Consider the following 20,712-nt stretch of genomic DNA (forward strand, 5'->3'; position numbering starts at 1 on the left):
GCCCTCCGATGAAAAAACTCCTGATCGCCAACCGCGGCGAAATCGCCGTGCGCATCGCGCGCGCCTGTGCCGATCACGGCGTGCAGTCGGTCGCCGTGTATGCCGACGCCGACCTGAACGCGCTCCACGTGCGCATGGCCGACGAGGCCTACGGGCTCGAAGGCAACAAGCCCGCCGACACCTACCTGAACATCGCCAAGCTGCTCGCGGTGGCCAAACGCGCCGGTGCCGACGCGGTGCATCCGGGCTATGGCTTCCTGTCCGAGAGCGCCGCGTTCGCGCAGGCCGTGATCGACGCGGGCCTGACCTGGGTCGGCCCTTCTCCCGCGGCGATCGCGACGCTGGGCGACAAGGTGCAGGCCCGCAAGCTCGCGCTGAAGGTCGGCGCGCCATTGGTCGCGGGCACGGCCGACCCGGTGAACAGCGCGGCCGAGGTGCTCGCCTTTGCCGAGCAGCACGGCCTGCCGGTCGCGATCAAGGCCGCGTTCGGCGGCGGCGGGCGCGGCATCAAGGTGGCGTGGCGGCTCGACGAGGTCGAAGGCCTCTACGAATCGGCGGTGCGCGAGGCCGTGACGGCCTTCGGGCGCGGCGAGTGCTACGTCGAGCAGTTCCTCGACCGCCCGCGCCACGTCGAGGCGCAGGTGCTGGCCGACACGCACGGCAACGTGGTGGTGCTCGGCACGCGCGACTGCTCGCTGCAGCGGCGCAACCAGAAGCTGGTGGAAGAGGCGCCCGCGCCCTTCCTGAGCGACGAGCAGCGCGAGCGCATCCACCGGTCGGCGCGCGACATCTGCGCCGAAGCCGGCTACACCGGTGCCGGCACGGTCGAGTTCATGCTGAGCGCGAGCGGCGCGATCTCCTTCCTCGAGGTGAACACGCGGCTGCAGGTGGAGCACCCGGTGACCGAGGAAACCACGGGCATCGACCTGGTGATCGAGCAGCTGCGCATTGCCGAAGGCCTGCCGCTGTCGATCACGCAGACGCCCGCGCCGCGCGGCCATGCGTTCGAGTTCCGCATCAATGCGGAAGACGTGGGGCGCGGCTTCCTGCCGTCGCCCGGGCCGGTGAACGTGTTCGACGCGCCCTCGGGCCCCGGCGTGCGCGTGGACACGGGCGTGGACGCGGGCTCGCAGGTGCCGGGCACCTTCGACTCGCTGATGGCCAAGCTCATCGTCACCGGCGCCACGCGCGCGCAGGCGATTGCGCGGGCGCGCCGCGCGCTGAAGGAATTCCGCATCGAGGGCCTGCCCACGGTGCTGCCGTTCCACCGCGCCGTGATGGCGCACCCGGACTTCGTGTCGGGCGACGCCTTCAAGGTGCACACGCGCTGGATCGAGACCGACTTCGCCAACGGCGAGGCCCCGGCCATGCGCCCCGACCTGCTGCCCGATGCGGCGCTGGTGCGCACGGCGATCGAAGTGGACGGCCGGCGCCTGGCGCTGGGCCTGCCGGGCGTGCTGCTCAGCGGGCTGTCGTCGGTGGCGGCTGGCGGTGGCATTGCGCGGGCCGAAGCTGCGGTGGCCGATGCCGCCGCCGTGGCCGCGCCAGTCTCGGGCACGCTGCAGGGCTGGAAGGTGGCCGATGGCGACGAGGTTGCCGAGGGCGCCGTCGTCGCCGTGATGGAGGCGATGAAGATGGAAATGCAGGTCGTCGCGCACCGCGCCGGGCGCATCGCCTTCGCCGTGGCCGCGGGCGGCTACGTGGCCGCGGGCGCGGCGCTCGCGACCATCGGCTGACGCGCATGGACCGCGCCACCACCGACCGCCGAGCTTTCAGCCGCCGGACGTTCGCATCGCTGGCTTGCGGCGCGGCGGCGTGGTCCGCCGCGCCTTCGGCCTTCTCGGCGCCCGGCGCCACCGTGTGGCGGCTGGCCACCGGCTACCCCGCGGAGAACTTCCACACGGTCAACCTCGTGGCCATGGCGCGCGAGGCCGAGCTGGCCACCGGCGGGCAGCTGCGCATCGAGGTGCGCCCGGGCGGCGCGCTGTTCGCGCTGAACGCCATTCGCGCGGCGGTGCAGGAAGGCAAGGCCGAGGCCGGCGAAGCCATCATGAGCAGCCTGGTCGCCGACGTGCCGATCGCGGGCGCCGACTCGGTGCCCTTCATCACCGGCAGCTACGACGACGCGCAGCGGCTGTGGCGCATCCAGCGGCCGCTGATCGAGAAGGCGTTCGCGCAGCGCGGGCTGCGCGTGCTCTACGCGGTGGCGTGGCCGCCGCAGGGCTTGTATTCGAACCGGCCGCTCGGCGCCATGGCCGACCTGCGCGGCATGCGCATGCGCGCCTACAACGCCACCACCGCGCGCATTGCCACGCTGATGGGCGCGGTGCCGGTCGACGTGCCGGCCACCGAGCTCGACAGGGCGCTGGCGGACGGGCGCATCGATTGCATGATGACCTCGGCCGTGACCGGCGTCGAAAGCCGCGCGTGGCAGTCGATGCGCTACTTCTACGAGGTCAACGCCTGGTTCCCCAAGAACCTCGTGTTCGCGAACGCCCATGCCTGGGACGCATTGGCGGCGCCGTCGCGCGACGCGCTGGCCAAGGCGGCCACCGCCGCCGAACTGCGCGGCTGGGCCGCCAGCGCCACGGCCGCGGCCCGCTCGATGGACGAGCTGCGACGCAACGGCGTGAAGACCGAGCCGGTGCCCTACCTCTTCAGCCGCGACCTGCGCCGCCTGGGCGAGCATTTCTCGCTGGACTGGGTCAAGCAGGTGGGCGTGGGCGCCAACGACATCTTCATTCCGTACTTCGACAAGCACTGAAACGGTTAACTTTTGTTTCAAGCTGCCGTATGATCATTGCGGTTTACCCTGCATTTCTGAGTAAAACATCCGTAAATCGCTTCAAGCATCGACAAAGCAACATCAGAGCGCGCGTCGAGGGGGGATGACTCTCTGTGCAGTTCTTCTGTTCGATGAATGCCGGTGTGCAAGATGCAAGACGCGTGGATGGATGGGGAGAGTGGCACTGCCTTCGCAGTGCCTGAAGACGCAGGGCAGGTGTCGCCGACGCCGCCCATGCCGGTGGAATTGCAGGCGCTCAACAGCGCTTTCGCCACGCTGACGCTCGACGCGCGGGGCCGCGTGTTGCGGGCCAACAACCATTTCGTGCGTGCCTGGGGCTACGAGCCCGGCGAACTCGAAGGGCGCGACTTTCTCGACATCAGCCCCGGCGACGGCCTGGCGGCCAGCCCGTCCGACATCTGGGACAGCGTGCTGCGCGGCGAGCAGCGCGTGGTCGAGCGCATGCGCCTGCACAAGGACGGCGCCCAGCGCTGGGTCCAGGCCTTCTACACGGCGCTGGCCGATGCGGACGGCGTGGTGCGGCAGGTGGTGGAGATCTCCAGCGACATTTCTTCGCGCGTGCTCAAGGCCGCCGACGACCGCGGGCAGATCCAGGCCATCAACGTGTCGCAGGCGGTGGTCGAGTTCGCGCTCGACGGCACGGTGCTCGATGCCAACGCGCGCTTCCTCGAGGCCATGGGCTACGAGCTGGCCGAGGTGGTCGGGCGGCACCACCGCATGTTCGTCGACGCGGCCCATGCCGCCAGCGCGGAGTACGCCGCCTTCTGGGTGGCGCTGGCCGGCGGCAACCACCATGCGGCGGAGTACCGGCGCCTGGGCAAGGACGGCCGCGAGGTCTGGCTGCAGGCCACCTACAACCCGATCTTCGACCCCACGGGGCGCGTGCGGAAGGTGGTCAAGTACGCCACCGACATCACGCAGGAGAAGCTGCGCCAGGCCGACTTCCAGAGCCAGATCGAGGCCATCAACAAGTCGCAGGGCGTGATCACCTTCGCCACCGACGGCACCATCCTCGACGCCAACCCGAACTTTCTCGCGACCCTGGGCTACGGGCTGAACGAGGTGGTGGGCCGCCACCACCGCATGCTGATGGAGCCCGGCGTGGCCGGGACCGAGTCGTACGCGCAGTTCTGGCAGACGCTGCGCGCGGGCATGTTCGTGTCGGGGCGCCACAAGCGCATCGGCAAGGACGGCCGCGAGCTGTGGCTGCAGGCCTCCTACAACCCGGTGTACGACCTGAACGGCCAGCTCACGAGGATCATCAAGTTCGCGAGCGACGTCACCTCCGACGTGGCGCTGGCTCAGGCGTTCGAGGACGCGCAGCGCCAGGCGCAGCACGACGCGGCCACTTCGCTGCCCAACCGCACGCGGCTGTCGGCCTTCATGGCCGCCGCGCTCACGCATCCGCAGGCGCGGCTGGTGGTGCTGTACCTGGACCTGGACCGCTTCAAGCCCATCAACGACACCTACGGCCATCCGGTGGGCGACAAGGTGCTGGGCGAAATAGCCGACCGGCTGCGCCGCTCGCTCAAGAGCGACCAGCTGGCCGCGCGCATCGGCGGCGACGAGTTCGTGATTGCCGCGCCCAACCTGGCGGACGAGGAGATCGACGCCTACTGCCAGCACCTGCTGGAGGCGATCGCCGAGCCCATCCGCAACGACGTGGGCCTGCTGGAGGTCGGCGTGTCGATCGGCGTGGCGGTGTCGCCGGCCGACGGCACCACGCCCGACGAACTGCTGCGCTCGGCCGACACGGCGCTCTACCGTTCCAAGCACAACGGCCGCGGCACCTACTGCTTCTTCGCCAACGAGATGAACGACCGCGTGACGGCCAGCCGCCGCATGATCGAGGAGATGCGCCGCGGCATCGCGGCCGGCGAGTTCTACCTGGACTTCCAGCCGCGCTTCGACGCGCGCACGCAATCGATCCGCAGCGCCGAGGCGCTGGTGCGCTGGGCGCATCCGCAGCGCGGGCGCATCGGGCCGGACGACTTCATTCCGCTGGCCGAAAAGAGCGGCCTGATCCTGCCGCTGGGCGACTGGGTGCTGCAGACCGCCTGCGAGGCCGCGGTGCAGTGGCCGGAGATCGGCGTGTCGGTCAACGTGTCGCCGGTGCAGTTTCGCGACGGCCGGCTGGTGCAGCGCGTGAGGGAGGTGCTGGCCGGCGCCGGCCTGGCGCCCGAGCGGCTGGAGATCGAGATCACCGAAGGCGTGCTGATGGACGACGCCGAGGGCGCGGGCATCGTGCTGCGCGAACTCAAGGCGATGGGCGTGAAGCTGGCCATCGACGATTTCGGCACCGGCTATGCGTCGCTCAGCTCGCTGCGCAGCTTTCCGTTCGACGTCATCAAGATCGACCGGCAGTTCATTGCCGACATCGAACTGCGCGACGGCAGCCGCGACGTGGTCAAGGCGATCCTGGCGCTGGGCAAGGCGCTGGGGCTGTCGGTCACGGCCGAGGGCGTGGAGACCGACGGGCAGCTGCAGACGCTGATCGAGGACCACTGCGCCGAGGTGCAGGGCTTCCTGCTGGGCCGGCCGATGCCGGCGCCGAGGCTCGTGGAGATGGTCGAGGACGATGTGGAGTCCGCGCGCTGAGCTGCACGGAACGCGGTGAGCGCGGTGGGCACAGGCAGTTTCGGGACTTTGGCAGGGCCTTCCGGCCCCGGCGCTGCCCGGTTGCCGCCCCTTGCGCATAATTGAAGCAAGCTATGACTCTCACCGAACTCAAATACATCGTCGCAGTAGCCCGCGAACGCCATTTCGGCAAGGCCGCCGAGGCCTGCTACGTGTCCCAACCGACCCTTTCGGTCGCCATCAAGAAGCTCGAGGACGAGCTCGAGGTCAAGCTCTTCGAGCGCAGCGCCGGCGAAGTGACCGTCACGCCGCTGGGCGAGCAGATCGTGCAGCAGGCGCAAAGCGTGCTCGACCAGGCCGCCAGCATCAAGGAGATCGCCAAGCGCGGCAAGGACCCGCTGGCCGGCCCGCTGAACCTCGGCGTGATCTACACCATCGGGCCGTACCTGCTGCCCGACCTCGTGCGCCAGGTGATCCAGCGCACGCCGCAGATGCCGCTGGTGCTGCAGGAGAACTTCACCGTCAAGCTGCTCGAGATGCTGCGCGCCGGCGAGATCGACTGCGCCATCATGGCCGAGCCCTTTCCCGACACCGGCCTGGCCATGGCGCCGCTGTACGACGAGCCCTTCATGGCCGCGCTGCCCAACAAGCACAAGTTCGCCGACCGCGAATCGATCACCTCCGAAGAACTGCAGAGCGAGACCATGCTGCTGCTGGGCACGGGCCACTGCTTTCGCGACCACGTGCTCGAGGTGTGCCCCGAGTTCGCGCGCTTCTCCAGCAATGCCGAAGGCATACGCAAGAGCTTCGAGGGCTCGTCGCTGGAGACCATCAAGCACATGGTGGCCTCGGGCATGGGTGTGACGCTGGTGCCGCGCCTGTCGGTGCCGGCGGATGCGCTCAAGCCCAAGGTCAAGGGCCGCAAGGAGCCCGAGCAGATGGTGCGCTACCTGCCCGTGCGCGACGCCAACGACCGCGACCCGCCCACGCGCCGCGTGGTGCTCGCATGGCGGCGCACCTTCACGCGCTACGAGGCGATCGCGGCGCTGCGCAATGCGATCTACGCGTGCGAGCTGCCGGGCGTCAAGCGCCTGTCGTAGCAGCCTGCCAGCAGCCCGCCGTGGCCCATGGCGGCGCGCGATTCGAGAGATCGGCCTACGCGCCGCGTGTTTTGAATCGTTGATCGCTGAGATAGAGTGACGCTGTTGCGAAGCCGCACGCCGGCTTCGAGAATTCCGGTGTCCCTCCAACTTGAAGAAAGAGCTCCCGCCATGGCCAAAGCCCCGAAGAAATCGTCGTCCGCTTCCTCCGCCGGCAAGGTGCCCAAGAAGGGCGGCGCGGTGGTCGCGCAGGAGTCCGGCAGCCGCAATGCGCCGATCATCAACATCGGCATCGAGCGCCAGGACCGCGCCGCCATCGCCGAAGGCCTGAGCCGCGTGCTGGCCGACACCTACACGCTGTACCTCACCACGCACAACTTCCACTGGAACGTGACGGGCCCGCACTTCAACTCGCTGCACGCGATGTTCATGGGCCAGTACACCGAGCTGTGGGGCGCCACCGACGTGCTGGCCGAGCGCATCCGCGCGCTGGGCCACTACGCGCCGGGCTCGTACGCCGAGTTCAGCAAGATCGCCACCGTGCCGGACGTGCCGCAGACCCCGCCCAAGGCGATGGAGATGGTGCGCATCCTGGTGAAGGGCCACGAAACCGTGTCGCGCATCGCGCGCGAGTTCATTCCCGTGGCCGAGGAAGCCGGCGACGACCCGACGGCCGACATGCTCACCGCGCGCTGCACGGTGCACGACCAGACCGCCTGGATGCTGCGCTCGCTGCTCGAAGACTGAGCGCGCACCGTCCTTGCACCAACCAGGAGCGGCACAATGGCCGCTCTTTTTTTGCCCGCCCGCCGCATGCTTGCCCGTCGTTTCGCGCTGTACCTCGACCTGATCCGCTGGAACCGCCCCGCCGGTTGGCTGCTGCTGCTGTGGCCCACGCTGGGGGCGCTGTGGTTCGCGGCTGACGGCTGGCCGGGCTGGCACCTGCTGGTGGTGTTCACGCTCGGCACCTTCCTCATGCGCAGCGCGGGCTGCTGCATCAACGACGTGGCCGACCGCGACTTCGACCGCCACGTGAAGCGCACCGCGCAACGCCCCGTGACCAGCGGCGCGATGTCGGTGAAGGAAGCGCTGGGCCTGGGCGCCGTGCTGGCGCTGGCGGCCTTCGGCCTGGTGCTCACGACCAACCGCGTGACGGTGCTGTGGTCGTTCGCGGCGCTGGCCATCACGCTGATCTATCCGTTCGCCAAGCGCTATGTGTCGATCCCGCAGGCGGTGCTGGGCATTGCCTTCAGCTTCGGCATTCCGATGGCCTTTGCGGCGGTGCAGTCCACGGTGCCGCCGCTGGTGGCGTGGCTGCTGGTCGGCAACCTGTTCTGGGTGCTGGCCTACGACACCGAGTACGCGATGGTCGACCGCGACGACGACCTGAAGATCGGCATGAAGACCTCGGCCATCACCTTCGGGCGCCTGGACGTGGCGGCGGTGATGGCGAGCTATGCGATCTTCCTGGCCATCTGGGGCTGGGCCGGCGCGAGCCATTCGCTGGGCCTGCCGTTCTGCGCGGGCCTTGCCATTGCCGCGGCGCAGGCCGCGTGGCACTGGCGGCTGATTCACGGCCGCACACGCGACGGCTGCTTCAAGGCCTTCCGCCTGAACCATTGGCTGGGCTTCACCGTGTTCGCCGGCATCGTGGCCGGCTACGCGCTGCGCTGAGGGCGTTTGCCATGCTCGAACGGTTGAACCAGAAGATCGGCCAGGAGGGCTTCTCCGGCTGGCACTGCATCACGCAGGACATGGTCGAGCGCTACTCGGCGCTGTCGGGCGACGGCGAAGGCGAGTGGATCCACCTCGACCCCGCGCGCGCCGCGCGTGAAGCCGGCTATGGCGGCACCATCGTGCAGGGCTTCTTCCAGGTCTCGCACCTGATCAAGCTGACCGGCGAGGCGATGCGCACGCTGCTGCCCTTCGATTCGAACCACGCGCTGAACTACGGCTTCGACCGCCTGCGCTTCGTGCGGCCGATGCCGGTGGGCGCGCGCTTCCGGGCGCGGGTGCGCATCATGGACGTGACGCCCAAGCCCGGCGACAGCTTCCTGCTGAAGGAAGAAGTGCGGCTCGAGCTGGAGGACGGCACCGTCACGCTGGCCGCCGAGTGGCTGTTCTTCCTCGGGCCGGGCGCGTTGCCGCCGGCCTGACATTCACCAGCGGCGATCGGCAATGGGCCGTTGGCCGTTGCGATCAGCCGCGGCCGAATTCCTCGCCCAGCTCGGCGGCGCGCTTCTGCGCGGCGCGGATCGCGGTCTTGAACTGCGCTTTCACGTCGGCCTGCTGCATCGAGGTGATGGCCGCATAGGTCGTGCCGCCCTTGGAGGTGACGCGCTCGCGCAGCACCGACGGCGGCTCCGTGGCGCTGTGCGCCAGCGCCGAGGCGCCCGTGAACGTGCCGATCGCCAGTTGCTGGGCCTGTTCGGGCGTGAGGCCCATCTCGACGCCGGCCTCGGTCATCGCCTCGATGAAATAGAACACGTAGGCCGGCCCGGAGCCCGACATGGCGGTGACGGCGTCGAGCGCCGGTTCGGCGTCCACCCAGATGAGTTCGCCGGTCGGCCCCAGCAACTGGGCGACCATGGCGCGGTCGGTGCTCTCGACGCCGGGGCGCGCATACAGGCCCGTCATGCCCTGGCCCACGAGCGCCGGCGTATTGGGCATGGCGCGCACCACGCGCTCGGTGCCCAGCCAGCGGGCGATGCTGTCCGACGGAATGCCCGCGGCCACGCTCAGGTGCAGCGCGTCGCCGGCGAACGCGCGCACGGAGCGCGCGGCCTCGGCGAAGGTCTGGGGCTTGACCGCCCAGACCACCACGCCGCAGCGCGCGAGGGCGTCGCTGGCCTCGGCCTGGGCCGTGATGCCGAAGGAATGGGCCAGCTTGGCGCGGGCTTCCTCGAAGGGCTCGACCACCTCGAACGCGTCCGCCGGGGTGCCTTGCTGGATCAGGCCGCCGATGATGGCGCTGGCCATGTTGCCGCCGCCGATGAAGGCGACGGGCGGCAGCGGTGGCAGGGGCGCGGGGCCGGTGCGGGGGAGGAAGGTCACGGCGATGGTCATGGTCGGGCGGCTCGGTCTGGACGGTCTGTGTATTCGAAGGCGACGAACTGGGTCACTTGAAGCGGGTTGAAATTGTCGTCGCTCACGACCACCAGCATGCGCTTGCCGTCGGGCAGCGGCGGGCCCCAGCACATGCCCTCGGTGTTGTCGAGGCGGGACAGGCCCAGCGCGGCGAAGTCGGCCACCGGCGTCTTGGCCGCGGGGCGGTGGTTGCCGGGCGCCAGCGCGTCGACGGCGAGCACGTCGCTCGCGGCGCGGGTGTCTATTTCATACAGGCGCAGCGAATTGCCCTTGCCGGTGGCGTAGGCGCGCTCCAGCACCAGCATGCGGTCGGCGTCGAGCATGAGGATCTCGCTCACGCCGTTGTCGGCGTAGCTGCCGGGAATGAGCGGGCGCAGCGGGATGGCGTCGGGCACGTAGGCGATCTGGCGGTCGGCCTGGCCGGTTTCCAGGTCGATGCGGGTGAAGCGGCAGGGGCCGCCGGGCGCGCCGGTGGTGGGCTCGGGGCCGTCCTGTATCAGGGCGTTTTCCATGCCGAGCCAGGCGAAGCGGCCGTCGGGCGTGAGCGTGACGCCTTCGAAGCTCAGGTTGTCGCGCGGGCCGCGGCGCTGGGCCGGGTCGACCTGGAACATCGCCGGCATCGTGAATTCGCGCAGAAAACGCCCGTCGCGCGCCGATTCGTACAGCGCGGGGCCGAAACCGCGGGCGACGTCGCCTTCGCTGGTCCACAGCAGGGTGTTGGTGGCGGGGCGCAGGCGCAGGGCCTCGGGGTCGGGCACGGGGAGCCCGTCGACCGCGTGGCGCCGGTTCGGCCAGGGGCCGCCGCCGGGGCGTTGCAGCTGGACCACGCCCGTGGGTTCGGGCGGGGTGGCTTGGGCCTGGGCCTGCGGCTGGGGCCAGCGGGCGGTGTAGAGGCGTACAGGCGCCAGGTCTGACCGGTCGTCGCTGATGAGCAGGTACTCACCTCGGACGGGGTCGTAGTCGATGCCCGAGAGGCCGCCCGCCGTGGTGCCCTCTATTAACAGGCGGTGCGGCCAGCGCGCCTCGGCGATGCGGCGAAGCTGCCCGGGGTTGGGATTGGGCGTTGCGCTCCTGCAACCGGCCAGGCCCAGCGTGAGCAGGCCGGCCGCCCCCGCGCCGGCTGCGAGCAGGCGGCGGCGTGGGAGGGCGGGAGGCGAAAAGGAGGATTTCACGGGCTGGCGCACGCCCGAAGTCTAGTGCCAGTGAGAAATGGTGTAATGGGGTTGTTGACATCGCCATAAGTGCGTGCCACAATCGCGGGCTTCGCTTCCAAAAGGCGAAGCTTTCAGCCCAAAGCGGAAGCGCCCCGAGTGGTTCGGGGTGTGGACGACGGGACCAAGACTGACCGCGGTGCTTCCCTCCTGGAGGCACATCGGTACAAGTTGGGAATATCAAGAAATGATCCAAACTGAATCCCGGCTCGAAGTGGCCGACAACACAGGCGCGAAATCCGTCCTGTGTATCAAGGTGCTCGGTGGCTCCAAGCGGCGTTATGCCAGCGTGGGCGACGTCATCAAGGTGAGCATCAAGGAAGCCGCTCCGCGTGGTCGCGTCAAAAAGGGCGAGATCTACAGCGCAGTGGTGGTCCGCACCGCCAAGGGCATCCGTCGTGCTGACGGTTCGCTCGTCAAGTTCGACGGCAATGCCGCCGTGCTGCTCAATGCCAAGCTGGAGCCTATCGGCACCCGCATCTTCGGACCGGTCACGCGCGAACTGCGCACCGAGAAGTTCATGAAGATCGTGTCGCTGGCACCTGAAGTTCTCTAAGGACAACAACGTCATGAACAAGATTCGCAAAGGCGACCAGGTCATCGTGTTGGCCGGTCGTGACAAGGGCAAGCGCGGCGTCATCTCGCTGCGCAAGGACGACTCGCACGTCCTCATCGAAGGCCTGAACCTCGTCAAGAAGCACACCAAGCCGAACCCCCTCAAGGGTACGACCGGTGGCATCGTCGAGAAGTCCATGCCCATTCACCAATCCAATGTGGCGATCTTCAATGCCGCGACCGGCAAGGCCGATCGCGTGGGCATCAAGGTCACCCAGGGTGCTGACGGCAAGCGCGTGGCTGTTCGCGTCTTCAAGTCCAGCGGCGACGAAATCAAGTTCGCCTAAGAGGTACTCACATGGCACGTCTCCAACAACACTATCGCGAAAAGATCGCGAAAGACCTGACGGAAAAGTTCGGCTACAAGTCGCCGATGCAGGTTCCGCGCCTCACCAAGATCACGCTCAACATGGGTGTGGGTGAAGCAGTCGCCGACAAGAAGGTTCTCGACAACGCTGTCGCCGACCTGACCAAGATCGCTGGCCAGAAGCCCGTGGTCACCAAGTCGAAGAAGGCTATCGCTGGTTTCAAGATCCGCGAAAACCAGCCTATCGGCTGCATGGTCACGCTGCGTGGCGTGCAGATGTATGAGTTCCTGGACCGTTTCGTGACCATCGCGCTGCCGCGTGTTCGCGACTTCCGCGGCATCTCCGGCCGTGCGTTCGACGGCCGTGGCAACTACAACATCGGCGTCAAGGAACAGATCATTTTCCCTGAGATCGAGTACGACAAGGTCGATGCCCTGCGCGGTCTCAATATCAGCATCACGACGACGGCCAAGACCGACGAAGAAGCCAAGGCGCTTCTCGCTGGTTTCCGTTTCCCGTTCAAGAACTGAGGCGAACTGTGGCTAAACAATCTTTGATCCAGCGCGAACTCAAGCGCGACAAGCTGGTTGCCAAGTACGCTGCGAAGCACGCAGAACTGAAGGCGGCTTCCAACGACCAGAAGAAGAGCGAAGAAGAGCGCGCTGCTGCACGCCTGGCGCTGCAGAAGCTGCCGCGCAACGCAAATCCGACGCGTCAACGCAACCGCTGCGAAATCACCGGTCGCCCGCGCGGTACCTTCCGTCAATTCGGTCTGGCTCGCGCCAAGATCCGTGAACTGGCTTTCGCTGGCGACATCCCCGGTGTCACCAAGGCCAGCTGGTAAGCCAGGCAGGAGCAAACAACATGAGCATGAGTGATCCCATTGCCGACCTGCTGACGCGTATCCGTAACGCGCAGATGGTGGCGAAGCCCACTGTGTCGATCCCGTCTTCCAAGGTGAAGGCCGCGATTGCACAAGTCCTGAAAGACGAAGGCTACATCGACGGCTTCGAAGTGAAGACTGATGCAGGCAAGTCCGAACTCGTCATCACGCTGAAGTACTACGCTGGCCGTCCGGTCATCGAGCGTATCGAGCGCGTGAGCCGCCCCGGCCTGCGCGTCTACAAGGCCAGCGCAGCCATTCCGCAAGTCCAGAACGGCCTCGGCGTTGCGATCGTCACGACCCCCCAGGGCGTGATGACCGACCGCAAGGCTCGCGCTACCGGTGTCGGTGGCGAAGTTCTGTGCTACGTCGCCTAACCGAGACATCGAGGAGTTACTGAAATGTCCCGAGTAGGAAAAATGCCGATCACCATCCCCGCAGGCGTGGATGTGTCGATCAAGGAAGACCAGATCAGCGTCAAGGGCACGGGCGGCACGCTCAGCCTCACGCGCAATGTGCTGGTGAACGTCGCCAACAACGACGGCAAGCTGAGCTTCGCGCCCGCCAACGAATCGCGTGAAGCCAACGCGATGAGCGGCACGCTGCGCCAGCTGGTGAACAACATGGTGGTCGGTGTGACCAAGGGCTTCGAGAAGAAGCTCAACCTGGTGGGCGTGGGCTACAAGGCCGCCGCAGCCGGTTCCAAGCTGAACCTGCAAGTCGGTTACTCGCACCCGGTCAACATCGAAATGCCGCAAGGCATCACGGTGGCCACCGCGACCCCGACTGAAATCGTGATCAAGGGTGCTGACCGTCAGCGCGTTGGTCAAATCGCCGCTGAGATCCGCGCTGTTCGTCCGCCTGAGCCTTACAAGGGCAAGGGCATCCGTTATTCGGACGAGAAGATCGTGATCAAAGAGACCAAGAAGAAGTAAGGGGCAGCAAAATGATGTTGACCAAAAAAGCACAGCGTCTTCGCCGCTCGCGCCAGACCCGCATTCGCATCGCGACGCAGGGCGTGGCCCGTCTGACGGTGAACCGCACCAACCTGCACATCTACGCCACCGTCATCTCCGACGACGGCACCAAGGTGATTGCAACCGCATCGACGGCAGAAGCCGAAGTGCGTACCTCGCTCGGCGGTTCGGGCAAGGGCGGCAATGCCGCTGCTGCCACCGCCGTCGGCAAGCGCATCGCTGAAAAGGCGAAGGCTGCCGGCGTCGAGAAGGTCGCTTTCGACCGCGCAGGTTTCGCATACCACGGCCGCGTCAAGGCGCTGGCCGAGGCCGCCCGCGAAGCCGGTCTGCAGTTCTAACCGGACACGAGATTCAAAATGGCAAAGATTCAAGCAAGAACGCAGAACGAAGGCCCTGAAGACGGTTTGCGCGAGAAGATGATCGCGATCAACCGCGTCACCAAGGTGGTGAAGGGTGGTCGTATCCTCGGTTTCGCAGCACTCACCGTGGTCGGTGACGGCGATGGTCGCGTTGGCATGGGCAAGGGCAAGTCGAAGGAAGTGCCCGCAGCAGTGCAAAAGGCGATGGAAGAAGCGCGTCGCAACCTGTTGAAGGTTTCGATCAAGAACGGCACGCTGCACCACCAGGTGCAAGGCCACCACGGCGCTGCAAAGGTCGTGATGTACCCGGCCCCCAAGGGTACCGGCATCATCGCCGGCGGCCCGATGCGCGCTGTGTTCGAAGTGATGGGCATCACCGACATCGTGGCCAAGAGCCATGGTTCGTCGAACCCTTACAACATGGTTCGCGCCACGCTCGACGGGTTGAAGAACTCGACGACCGCTGGTCAGGTGGCTGCCAAGCGTGGCCTCACCGTCGAAGATATCTTCGCTTGAGCGCAAGCCTGAAAGAAGTATTCAAATGACGACGCAACAACAAACCCTCAAGGTCCAACTGGTCAAAAGCCCGATTGGTACCAAGGAATCGCATCGCGCGACCGTGCGTGGCCTCGGCCTGCGCAAGCTCAACAGCGTGAGCGAGCTGCAAGACACCCCGGCGGTGCGCGGCATGATCAACAAGATCAGTTATCTGGTCAAAGTTCTGTAAGAGAGACTGATATGGAACTCAATGGCATCAAGCCGGCAGCCGGCGCCAAGCACGCCAAGCGTCGCGTTGGCCGTGGTATCGGCTCTGGCATCGGCAAGACCGCGGGTCGCGGTCACAAGGGTCAGAAGTCGCGCGCAGGCGGTTTCCACAAGGTCGGCTTCGAAGGCGGTCAAATGCCTCTGCAGCGTCGCCTGCCGAAGCGTGGCTTCAAGTCGCATCTGCTGAAGTTCAACGCCGAAGTCACGCTGACTGCTCTCGAGCAGCTCGGCCTGGCCGAAGTCGATGTGCTGGCACTGAAGCAAGCCGGCCTCGTTGGCCAGCTCGCCAAGGTCGTCAAGATCATCAAGACCGGTGAGCTGACCAAGGCCGTCAAGCTGACGGGCGTGGGCGCAACGGCTGGCGCCAAGGCTGCTATCGAAGCAGTCGGCGGCAGCATCGCCTGATCACCAACGGACTGAAAGAAGTTCTTCGTGGCAACTAACGCGGCAACGATCGCAAAAACAGGCAAGTTCGGCGACCTTCGTCGTCGGCTCGTCTTTTTGCTGCTCGCGCTCGTGGTCTACCGGATTGGCGCGCACATTCCTGTGCCGGGTATCAACCCGGACCAGCTGGCAGCGTTGTTCCAGGGCCAGCAGGGCGGCATTCTGAGCCTGTTCAACATGTTCTCGGGCGGTGCGCTGTCGCGCTTCACCGTGTTCGCGTTGGGGATCATGCCGTACATCTCGGCGTCGATCATCATGCAGCTGATGACCTACGTGCTTCCGACCTTCGAGCAATTGAAGAAGGAAGGCGAGGCCGGTCGCCGCAAGATCACGCAGTACACGCGGTACGGCGCGTTGGGTCTGGCACTGTTCCAGTCGTTCAGCATCGCAGTGGCGCTCGAGTCGTCGGCCGGCCTGGTCATCTCGCCCGGTTTCGGCTTCCGCCTGACCGCCATGGTGAGCTTGACGGCGGGTTCGATGTTCCTGATGTGGCTCGGCGAGCAGATCACCGAACGTGGCCTGGGCAACGGCATCTCGATCCTGATCTTTGCAGGTATCGCGGCCGGTCTGCCGAACGCCATTGGCGGCCTGGCTTCGCTGGTGACGACCGGTGCGATGAACCCCATCATTGCGCTGTTCATCGTCGCGGTGGTGGTGCTGGTCACGTACTTCGTGGTGTTCGTCGAACGCGGTCAACGCAAGATCCTCGTGAACTATGCGCGGCGCCAGGTCGGCAACAAGGTGTATGGCGGTCAGTCGTCGCACCTGCCCCTGAAGCTGAACATGGCCGGTGTGATTCCGCCGATCTTCGCTTCGTCGATCATCCTGCTGCCCGCAACGGTGGTTGGCTGGTTCAGCACGGGTGACGGTGGTTTCCGCTGGATCAAGGACATTGCCGGCGCACTGCGTCCGGGCGAGCCGATCTACGTGCTGCTGTATGCCGCTGCGATCGTTTTCTTCTGCTTCTTCTACACGGCACTCGTGTTCAACAGCAAGGAAACGGCCGACAACCTGAAGAAGAGTGGTGCATTCATTCCTGGCATTCGCCCGGGTGACCAGACCGCTCGCTATATTGACAAGATTCTGGTTCGCCTGACGTTGGCCGGCGCGGTGTACATCACCTTCGTCTGCCTGCTGCCAGAGTTCCTGATCCTGAAGTACAACGTGCCGTTCTACTTCGGTGGTACCTCCCTGCTGATCATCGTGGTCGTCACGATGGACTTCATGGCCCAGGTGCAAAACTACATGATGTCCCAGCAGTACGAATCGCTGCTGAAGAAGGCGAACTTCAAGACATCGTAGGGCTGTGTTTCAGTATTGAGTCCGGGCGGTAGACCGCCACGTTAAACAGTTTTAGGAGAATGAAATGAGAGTTTCGGCTTCGGTCAAAACCATCTGCCGTAATTGCAAGGTCATCCGCCGTAAAGGTGTGGTGCGTGTGATTTGCACCGACCCGCGCCACAAGCAGCGCCAGGGTTGATTGAAGAGTATTAGAGGACGCACATGGCACGTATTGCTGGCATCAACATCCCGCCGCACAAGCACGCTGAAATCGGCCTGACCGCCATCTTCGGCATCGGTCGCACCCGCGCCCGTCAAATCTGCGAAGCGAGCGGCATCGAATATTCGAAGAAGATCAAGGATCTGACCGACGCCGATCTCGAAAAGATCCGCGACCAGATCGCTCTGTTCACCATCGAAGGCGATCTGCGTCGCGAAACGACGATGAACATCAAGCGTTTGATGGACATCGGTTGCTATCGCGGCTTCCGTCACCGTCGCGGCCTGCCGATGCGCGGTCAGCGCACGCGCACCAACGCACGCACTCGCAAGGGTCCGCGCAAGGCTGCGCAGTCCCTGAAGAAATAAGGATAGAACAGCATGGCTAAAGCACCTGCAAACAACGCCGCACAGCGCGTTCGCAAGAAGGTTCGCAAGAACGTCGCGGACGGTATCGCCCACGTGCATGCCTCGTTCAACAACACCATCATCACGATCACCGATCGCCAGGGCAACGCCCTGTCGTGGGCTTCGTCGGGTGGCCAGGGCTTCAAGGGCTCGCGCAAGTCGACCCCGTTCGCTGCGCAGGTCGCTTCCGAAGTGGCCGGCCGTGCTGCTGTTGAACAAGGTATCAAGAACCTCGACGTCGAGATCAAGGGCCCCGGCCCCGGTCGCGAATCGTCGGTGCGCGCCCTGGCTGCGCTCGGCATCCGGATCAATTCCATTGCCGACGTGACGCCCGTTCCGCACAACGGCTGCCGTCCCCAGAAGCGTCGCCGCATCTGATCGTCAGTCCGCAAGGCGCAGCCGGCTTTGAATAGCGGCTGCGCATTTGTTTTTTATCTAAGCCCACCGCCACTCGCGTCTCGCAGGTGGCTCCCGCAGGCAACTGCGGCAGATACACAAAGGAAGAATCGTGGCACGTTACCTCGGCCCCAAGGCCAAACTTTCCCGCCGTGAAGGCACCGACCTGTTCCTGAAGAGCGCCCGCCGTTCGATCCAGGACAAGGCCAAGTTCGACTCCAAGCCCGGCCAGCACGGTCGCACCTCGGGTCAGCGCACTTCCGACTACGGCCTGCAACTGCGTGAAAAGCAGAAGGTCAAGCGCATGTACGGCGTGCTGGAAAAGCAATTCCGCCGCTACTTCGAAGAAGCGGACCGCCGCCGTGGCAACACCGGCGCCAACCTGCTGTTCATCCTCGAATCGCGCCTGGACAACGTCGTTTACCGCATGGGCTTCGGCTCGACCCGCGCCGAAGCGCGCCAGCTCGTGTCGCACAAGGCGATCACGGTGAACGGTCAGTCGGTCAACATCCCGTCGTACCTGGTCAAGACCGGTGACGTGGTTGCCGTGCGCGACAAGTCGAAGAAGCAGAACCGCATTGTTGAAGCGCTGCAACTCGCTCAGCAAGTCGGCATCCCGGCATGGGTCGATGTGAACGCCGACAAGGCTGAAGGCACGTTCAAGAAGGTGCCCGATCGCGACGAATTCGCAGCCGACATCAACGAATCGCTGATCGTCGAACTGTATTCGCGTTGATTTTTTCTACCCGCACCCGCCCTTCGGCGCGTGCGGGAGATTGTTATTGTTGTTCACGTTCCTGCTCCGCACTCTGCTGCGGATCAGGTGCTTCACCAGCCTTACCGGTGTAACGAGCCGGGGGTATTGAGAGGAAGTCTGCATGCAAACCACCCTGCTGAAACCCAAGACCATTCAGGTCGAGCAACTTGCCGCCAACAAGGCCAAGGTCACGCTCGAACCTTTCGAGCGCGGCTACGGCCACACGCTCGGCAACGCGCTGCGTCGCGTTCTGCTGTCGTCCATGGTGGGCTACTCGGCCACCGAAGTCACGATCGCTGGCGTTCTGCATGAGTACTCGTCGATCGACGGCGTGCAGGAAGATGTCGTCAACATCCTTCTGAACCTCAAGGGCGTGGTGTTCAAGCTCCACAACCGCGACGAAGTCACGCTGAGCCTGCGCAAGGACGGCGAAGGCCCGGTCCTGGCATCGGACATCCAGACGCCGCACGACGTCGAGATCATCAACCCCGATCACGTGATCGCGCACCTGTCGCAAGGCGGCAAGCTCGACATGCAGATCAAGGTTGAAAAGGGTCGCGGCTACGTGCCCGGCACGATGCGCCGCTACGCGGACGAGCCGACCAAGTCGATCGGCCGCATCGTTCTCGACGCGTCGTTCTCGCCCGTGAAGCGCGTGAGCTACACCGTCGAAAGCGCTCGCGTCGAACAGCGTACCGACCTGGACAAGCTGCTTGTCGAGATCGAGACCAACGGTGCGATCACCGCGGAAGACGCAGTGCGCGCTTCGGCTAAAATCCTGGTCGAACAGCTCGCCGTGTTTGCGCAGCTCGAAGGCGGCGAACTCGCTGCATTCGATGCACCCGCACCGCGCAGCGCACAGCAATTCGATCCGATCCTGCTGCGCCCTGTCGACGAACTCGAACTGACGGTGCGTTCGGCCAACTGCCTGAAGGCCGAAAACATCTACTACATCGGTGACCTGATCCAGCGCACCGAGAACGAGCTGCTCAAGACCCCCAACCTGGGTCGCAAGTCGCTCAACGAAATCAAGGAAGTCCTCGCTTCGCGCGGCCTGACCCTGGGTATGAAGCTCGAAAGCTGGCCGCCGGCCGGCCTCGACAAGCGTTAATTTGAATTTGGCTCAGAAAAGAGCCAGTGCACCGGGCAGTACCTGACACGGCTGCCTGTTTTTATAAAGTAAAGGAAAAGCACCATGCGTCACGGACACGGACTTCGCAAACTCAACCGCACCAGCTCGCACCGCCTTGCGATGCTGCAGAACATGATGAACTCGCTCATCGAGCATGAAGTCATCAAGACCACGGTCCCCAAGGCCAAAGAACTGCGCCGCGTCATCGAACCGATGATCACGCTCGCCAAGAAGCCCACGCTCGCCAACAAGCGCCTGGCCTTCGACCGCCTGCGCAGCCGCGACAGCGTCGTCAAGCTCTTCGGCGAACTCGGCCCGCGTTTCGCCGCGCGTCCGGGCGGCTACACCCGCATCCTGAAGATGGGCTTCCGCGTGGGCGACAACGCGCCGATGGCGCTCGTCGAACTCGTCGACCGTGCTGAAATTAAAGCTGATGCAGCTGAGCAAACTGCTGATTAATAAGCTATAATTTATACTTGCCGCGCGATGGAGCAGCCTGGTAGCTCGTTGGGCTCATAACCCAAAGGTCGCAAGTTCAAATCTTGCTCGCGCAACCAATTTAAAAGGCCCTTTGATTGATCAAAGGGCCTTTTTTCTTGGCCGGTAATTGAATTGAAAAAGCCCTCGCAATGAGGGCTTTCTTGTTTCTGGAAATTACCTTCAACCGTGCCAGGCCGAGCAGCGAATCACGCTGCAGAAGTTGCCGCGGTGAAAGTGCGGCTCCTTGTCCGCGATCACATCCGCCTTCACGTTGCCGAAGGTCGTCTCCGGCTTGTGCCGAATGCCGTCGTAGAAGGCCTGGATGATGTCTTCCTTGAAGTGCTCCGTGCGCGGATGCGCGTGCACGACCTTCGTGCGCTCGGCATCGCTGTATTCCTTGTAGGTCAGCCCCAGCACGTCCATCTCGACACCGGCCGTCACCAGTGCCACCACCGGGTGCATGTGCTGCGGAATGCCCGGCGTCGTGTGCAGCGCGATCGCGGTCCACACCAGGTCGATGTCCTGCTGCGAGATTCCGTGCCCGCGCAGAAAATCGCGCGCCACGTTCGCACCGTCGACCTCGAAGCGCTCATGCGCGCTGCTGTGCTTCTTCACCAGCCCCATGTCGTGGAACATCGCGCCGGCGTACAGCAGCTCGGGGTCGAAAATCAGCCCGCGGTGCTTGCCGGCCAGCGCGCCGAAGTAGTAGACCCGGCTCGAGTGATGAAAAAGCAGAGGCGGCGCGGTGTCCTGAACCAGCTCCGTGATCTCGCGTGCGAGCTTGCTGTCGGGGATGCGCACGCCTTCGATGTCTGTCGTCGTGAAGTCCATGTGGATTTCTCCTGTGAGTGTGAACACGACTTTAGGAGCGAGCTACATTGGCGTGTTCAGCCGTAGAGCGATGAAT

27 protein-coding genes and 1 tRNA gene are annotated in these 20,712 nt (G+C 65.1%); 25 read left to right on the forward strand and 3 right to left on the reverse strand.

Features of this window, described 5'->3' with window-relative positions; translation table 11 throughout:
• Positions 1 to 8 precede the first annotated feature (8 nt).
• The 7 genes from BM004_RS18505 to BM004_RS18535 all read left to right on the forward strand — a co-directional run bounded on the left by BM004_RS18505 (position 9) and on the right by BM004_RS18535 (position 8,639).
• Entirely contained in the window at positions 9 to 1,736 is a 1,728-nt protein-coding gene (locus BM004_RS18505; protein ID WP_093215601.1) for an acetyl/propionyl/methylcrotonyl-CoA carboxylase subunit alpha, read from the forward strand.
• A 5-nt stretch (positions 1,737 to 1,741) separates the two neighbouring features.
• A complete protein-coding gene (locus tag BM004_RS18510) occupies positions 1,742 to 2,764 on the forward strand; it encodes a TRAP transporter substrate-binding protein (protein ID WP_093215604.1) in 1,023 nt (340 codons plus the stop codon).
• 216 nt (positions 2,765 to 2,980) lie between these two features.
• Positions 2,981 to 5,404 carry a sensor domain-containing protein gene (locus tag BM004_RS18515; protein ID WP_177206533.1) on the forward strand — a complete coding sequence of 808 codons (2,424 nt, stop codon included), beginning with the start codon at positions 2,981 to 2,983 and terminating at the stop codon, positions 5,402 to 5,404.
• Between the two features lie 113 nt (positions 5,405 to 5,517).
• Positions 5,518 to 6,483, forward strand: coding sequence for a LysR substrate-binding domain-containing protein (locus BM004_RS18520; protein ID WP_093135137.1), 966 nt, complete (start codon positions 5,518 to 5,520; stop codon positions 6,481 to 6,483).
• A 171-nt stretch (positions 6,484 to 6,654) separates the two neighbouring features.
• Positions 6,655 to 7,230 (forward strand): Dps family protein, encoded by a 576-nt coding sequence (locus BM004_RS18525; protein ID WP_093135134.1) that lies wholly within the window; start codon positions 6,655 to 6,657, stop codon positions 7,228 to 7,230.
• A 66-nt stretch (positions 7,231 to 7,296) separates the two neighbouring features.
• The gene (ubiA, locus tag BM004_RS18530; protein ID WP_093135185.1) at positions 7,297 to 8,157 is read left to right on the forward strand and encodes a 4-hydroxybenzoate octaprenyltransferase; all 861 of its coding nucleotides are present in this window, start codon (positions 7,297 to 7,299) and stop codon (positions 8,155 to 8,157) included.
• A gap of 11 nt (positions 8,158 to 8,168) precedes the next feature.
• Positions 8,169 to 8,639 (forward strand): MaoC/PaaZ C-terminal domain-containing protein, encoded by a 471-nt coding sequence (locus BM004_RS18535; protein WP_093215609.1) that lies wholly within the window; start codon positions 8,169 to 8,171, stop codon positions 8,637 to 8,639.
• A gap of 43 nt (positions 8,640 to 8,682) precedes the next feature.
• Here BM004_RS18535 and proC read toward each other — a convergent pair whose 3' ends face one another.
• Together proC and BM004_RS18545 are read right to left on the reverse strand one after the other, a co-directional pair.
• On the reverse strand, positions 8,683 to 9,549 hold the full coding sequence (gene proC, locus BM004_RS18540) for a pyrroline-5-carboxylate reductase (protein WP_093215612.1): 867 nt from the start codon (positions 9,547 to 9,549) through the stop codon (positions 8,683 to 8,685).
• Entirely contained in the window at positions 9,546 to 10,742 is a 1,197-nt protein-coding gene (locus BM004_RS18545) for an esterase-like activity of phytase family protein (RefSeq protein WP_256219945.1), read from the reverse strand. The genes proC and BM004_RS18545 overlap by 4 nt, the downstream gene beginning before the upstream one ends.
• A 226-nt stretch (positions 10,743 to 10,968) precedes the next feature.
• Here BM004_RS18545 and rplN point away from each other — a divergent pair, with 226 nt between their 5' ends.
• From rplN to BM004_RS18635, 18 genes are all read left to right on the forward strand, one after another.
• Positions 10,969 to 11,337, forward strand: a complete 369-nt coding sequence (gene rplN, locus BM004_RS18550) for a 50S ribosomal protein L14 (RefSeq protein ID WP_009124801.1) — start codon at positions 10,969 to 10,971, stop codon at positions 11,335 to 11,337.
• A 13-nt stretch (positions 11,338 to 11,350) separates the two neighbouring features.
• A complete protein-coding gene (rplX, locus tag BM004_RS18555) occupies positions 11,351 to 11,683 on the forward strand; it encodes a 50S ribosomal protein L24 (RefSeq protein ID WP_093135127.1) in 333 nt (110 codons plus the stop codon).
• An 11-nt stretch (positions 11,684 to 11,694) separates the two neighbouring features.
• Positions 11,695 to 12,234 carry a 50S ribosomal protein L5 gene (gene rplE, locus BM004_RS18560; protein WP_013544114.1) on the forward strand — a complete coding sequence of 180 codons (540 nt, stop codon included), beginning with the start codon at positions 11,695 to 11,697 and terminating at the stop codon, positions 12,232 to 12,234.
• Positions 12,235 to 12,242: 8 nt separating this feature from the next.
• Entirely contained in the window at positions 12,243 to 12,548 is a 306-nt protein-coding gene (gene rpsN, locus BM004_RS18565; RefSeq protein ID WP_093135124.1) for a 30S ribosomal protein S14, read from the forward strand.
• 20 nt (positions 12,549 to 12,568) lie between these two features.
• Positions 12,569 to 12,964, forward strand: a complete 396-nt coding sequence (gene rpsH, locus BM004_RS18570; protein ID WP_056516708.1) for a 30S ribosomal protein S8 — start codon at positions 12,569 to 12,571, stop codon at positions 12,962 to 12,964.
• 24 nt (positions 12,965 to 12,988) lie between these two features.
• Positions 12,989 to 13,522 carry a 50S ribosomal protein L6 gene (gene rplF, locus BM004_RS18575; protein WP_093135121.1) on the forward strand — a complete coding sequence of 178 codons (534 nt, stop codon included), beginning with the start codon at positions 12,989 to 12,991 and terminating at the stop codon, positions 13,520 to 13,522.
• 14 nt (positions 13,523 to 13,536) lie between these two features.
• On the forward strand, positions 13,537 to 13,902 hold the full coding sequence (rplR, locus tag BM004_RS18580; protein ID WP_042672913.1) for a 50S ribosomal protein L18: 366 nt from the start codon (positions 13,537 to 13,539) through the stop codon (positions 13,900 to 13,902).
• A gap of 18 nt (positions 13,903 to 13,920) precedes the next feature.
• Positions 13,921 to 14,439, forward strand: coding sequence for a 30S ribosomal protein S5 (gene rpsE, locus BM004_RS18585; RefSeq protein WP_093135118.1), 519 nt, complete (start codon positions 13,921 to 13,923; stop codon positions 14,437 to 14,439).
• A gap of 25 nt (positions 14,440 to 14,464) precedes the next feature.
• Complete coding sequence (rpmD, locus tag BM004_RS18590) at positions 14,465 to 14,650, forward strand: 50S ribosomal protein L30 (RefSeq protein ID WP_009124818.1); 186 nt, start codon at positions 14,465 to 14,467, stop codon at positions 14,648 to 14,650.
• A gap of 11 nt (positions 14,651 to 14,661) precedes the next feature.
• Positions 14,662 to 15,093 carry a 50S ribosomal protein L15 gene (gene rplO / locus BM004_RS18595; RefSeq protein WP_093215614.1) on the forward strand — a complete coding sequence of 144 codons (432 nt, stop codon included), beginning with the start codon at positions 14,662 to 14,664 and terminating at the stop codon, positions 15,091 to 15,093.
• Between the two features lie 27 nt (positions 15,094 to 15,120).
• Positions 15,121 to 16,434 carry a preprotein translocase subunit SecY gene (gene secY / locus BM004_RS18600; protein WP_093135113.1) on the forward strand — a complete coding sequence of 438 codons (1,314 nt, stop codon included), beginning with the start codon at positions 15,121 to 15,123 and terminating at the stop codon, positions 16,432 to 16,434.
• A 64-nt stretch (positions 16,435 to 16,498) separates the two neighbouring features.
• Positions 16,499 to 16,612 carry a 50S ribosomal protein L36 gene (gene rpmJ, locus BM004_RS18605; RefSeq protein ID WP_013544106.1) on the forward strand — a complete coding sequence of 38 codons (114 nt, stop codon included), beginning with the start codon at positions 16,499 to 16,501 and terminating at the stop codon, positions 16,610 to 16,612.
• Positions 16,613 to 16,635: 23 nt separating this feature from the next.
• Positions 16,636 to 17,001 carry a 30S ribosomal protein S13 gene (gene rpsM / locus BM004_RS18610; protein WP_013544105.1) on the forward strand — a complete coding sequence of 122 codons (366 nt, stop codon included), beginning with the start codon at positions 16,636 to 16,638 and terminating at the stop codon, positions 16,999 to 17,001.
• A gap of 12 nt (positions 17,002 to 17,013) precedes the next feature.
• Positions 17,014 to 17,418 carry a 30S ribosomal protein S11 gene (rpsK, locus tag BM004_RS18615; RefSeq protein ID WP_009124825.1) on the forward strand — a complete coding sequence of 135 codons (405 nt, stop codon included), beginning with the start codon at positions 17,014 to 17,016 and terminating at the stop codon, positions 17,416 to 17,418.
• A gap of 130 nt (positions 17,419 to 17,548) precedes the next feature.
• On the forward strand, positions 17,549 to 18,172 hold the full coding sequence (gene rpsD / locus BM004_RS18620; protein WP_093135111.1) for a 30S ribosomal protein S4: 624 nt from the start codon (positions 17,549 to 17,551) through the stop codon (positions 18,170 to 18,172).
• Between the two features lie 142 nt (positions 18,173 to 18,314).
• Positions 18,315 to 19,304 (forward strand): DNA-directed RNA polymerase subunit alpha, encoded by a 990-nt coding sequence (gene rpoA, locus BM004_RS18625; RefSeq protein ID WP_009124827.1) that lies wholly within the window; start codon positions 18,315 to 18,317, stop codon positions 19,302 to 19,304.
• 84 nt (positions 19,305 to 19,388) lie between these two features.
• A complete protein-coding gene (gene rplQ, locus BM004_RS18630; RefSeq protein WP_093135108.1) occupies positions 19,389 to 19,784 on the forward strand; it encodes a 50S ribosomal protein L17 in 396 nt (131 codons plus the stop codon).
• Positions 19,785 to 19,805: 21 nt separating this feature from the next.
• Positions 19,806 to 19,882: transfer RNA gene (locus BM004_RS18635), tRNA-Met, on the forward strand.
• 103 nt (positions 19,883 to 19,985) lie between these two features.
• Here BM004_RS18635 and BM004_RS18640 read toward each other — a convergent pair.
• Positions 19,986 to 20,636, reverse strand: coding sequence for an HD domain-containing protein (locus BM004_RS18640; protein WP_093215617.1), 651 nt, complete (start codon positions 20,634 to 20,636; stop codon positions 19,986 to 19,988).
• Positions 20,637 to 20,712: the final 76 nt, after the last annotated feature.

It is taken from the genome of Variovorax sp. OK212, assembly GCF_900112425.1.
In the GTDB taxonomy this organism is placed as follows: Bacteria; Pseudomonadota; Gammaproteobacteria; order Burkholderiales; family Burkholderiaceae_C; genus Variovorax.

What these genes read in the sequence shown, in the direction of transcription:
- rplE (WP_013544114.1), top strand. Translation starts at nt 11,695, where the DNA reads ATGGCACGTCTCCAACAACACTATCGCGAAAAGATCGCGAAAGACCTG.
- rpsM (WP_013544105.1), top strand. Translation starts at nt 16,636, where the DNA reads ATGGCACGTATTGCTGGCATCAACATCCCGCCGCACAAGCACGCTGAA.
- BM004_RS18640 (WP_093215617.1), bottom strand. Translation starts at nt 20,636, where the DNA reads ATGGACTTCACGACGACAGACATCGAAGGCGTGCGCATCCCCGACAGC.
- rpoA (WP_009124827.1), top strand. Translation starts at nt 18,315, where the DNA reads ATGCAAACCACCCTGCTGAAACCCAAGACCATTCAGGTCGAGCAACTT.
- rplR (WP_042672913.1), top strand. Translation starts at nt 13,537, where the DNA reads ATGTTGACCAAAAAAGCACAGCGTCTTCGCCGCTCGCGCCAGACCCGC.
- rpmD (WP_009124818.1), top strand. Translation starts at nt 14,465, where the DNA reads ATGACGACGCAACAACAAACCCTCAAGGTCCAACTGGTCAAAAGCCCG.
- rplN (WP_009124801.1), top strand. Translation starts at nt 10,969, where the DNA reads ATGATCCAAACTGAATCCCGGCTCGAAGTGGCCGACAACACAGGCGCG.
- rplO (WP_093215614.1), top strand. Translation starts at nt 14,662, where the DNA reads ATGGAACTCAATGGCATCAAGCCGGCAGCCGGCGCCAAGCACGCCAAG.
- rpsE (WP_093135118.1), top strand. Translation starts at nt 13,921, where the DNA reads ATGGCAAAGATTCAAGCAAGAACGCAGAACGAAGGCCCTGAAGACGGT.
- rplF (WP_093135121.1), top strand. Translation starts at nt 12,989, where the DNA reads ATGTCCCGAGTAGGAAAAATGCCGATCACCATCCCCGCAGGCGTGGAT.
- rplX (WP_093135127.1), top strand. Translation starts at nt 11,351, where the DNA reads ATGAACAAGATTCGCAAAGGCGACCAGGTCATCGTGTTGGCCGGTCGT.
- rpsK (WP_009124825.1), top strand. Translation starts at nt 17,014, where the DNA reads ATGGCTAAAGCACCTGCAAACAACGCCGCACAGCGCGTTCGCAAGAAG.
- rpmJ (WP_013544106.1), top strand. Translation starts at nt 16,499, where the DNA reads ATGAGAGTTTCGGCTTCGGTCAAAACCATCTGCCGTAATTGCAAGGTC.
- proC (WP_093215612.1), bottom strand. Translation starts at nt 9,549, where the DNA reads ATGACCATCGCCGTGACCTTCCTCCCCCGCACCGGCCCCGCGCCCCTG.
- BM004_RS18510 (WP_093215604.1), top strand. Translation starts at nt 1,742, where the DNA reads ATGGACCGCGCCACCACCGACCGCCGAGCTTTCAGCCGCCGGACGTTC.
- BM004_RS18525 (WP_093135134.1), top strand. Translation starts at nt 6,655, where the DNA reads ATGGCCAAAGCCCCGAAGAAATCGTCGTCCGCTTCCTCCGCCGGCAAG.
- rpsH (WP_056516708.1), top strand. Translation starts at nt 12,569, where the DNA reads ATGAGCATGAGTGATCCCATTGCCGACCTGCTGACGCGTATCCGTAAC.
- BM004_RS18520 (WP_093135137.1), top strand. Translation starts at nt 5,518, where the DNA reads ATGACTCTCACCGAACTCAAATACATCGTCGCAGTAGCCCGCGAACGC.
- BM004_RS18535 (WP_093215609.1), top strand. Translation starts at nt 8,169, where the DNA reads ATGCTCGAACGGTTGAACCAGAAGATCGGCCAGGAGGGCTTCTCCGGC.
- ubiA (WP_093135185.1), top strand. Translation starts at nt 7,297, where the DNA reads ATGCTTGCCCGTCGTTTCGCGCTGTACCTCGACCTGATCCGCTGGAAC.
- rplQ (WP_093135108.1), top strand. Translation starts at nt 19,389, where the DNA reads ATGCGTCACGGACACGGACTTCGCAAACTCAACCGCACCAGCTCGCAC.
- BM004_RS18505 (WP_093215601.1), top strand. Translation starts at nt 9, where the DNA reads ATGAAAAAACTCCTGATCGCCAACCGCGGCGAAATCGCCGTGCGCATC.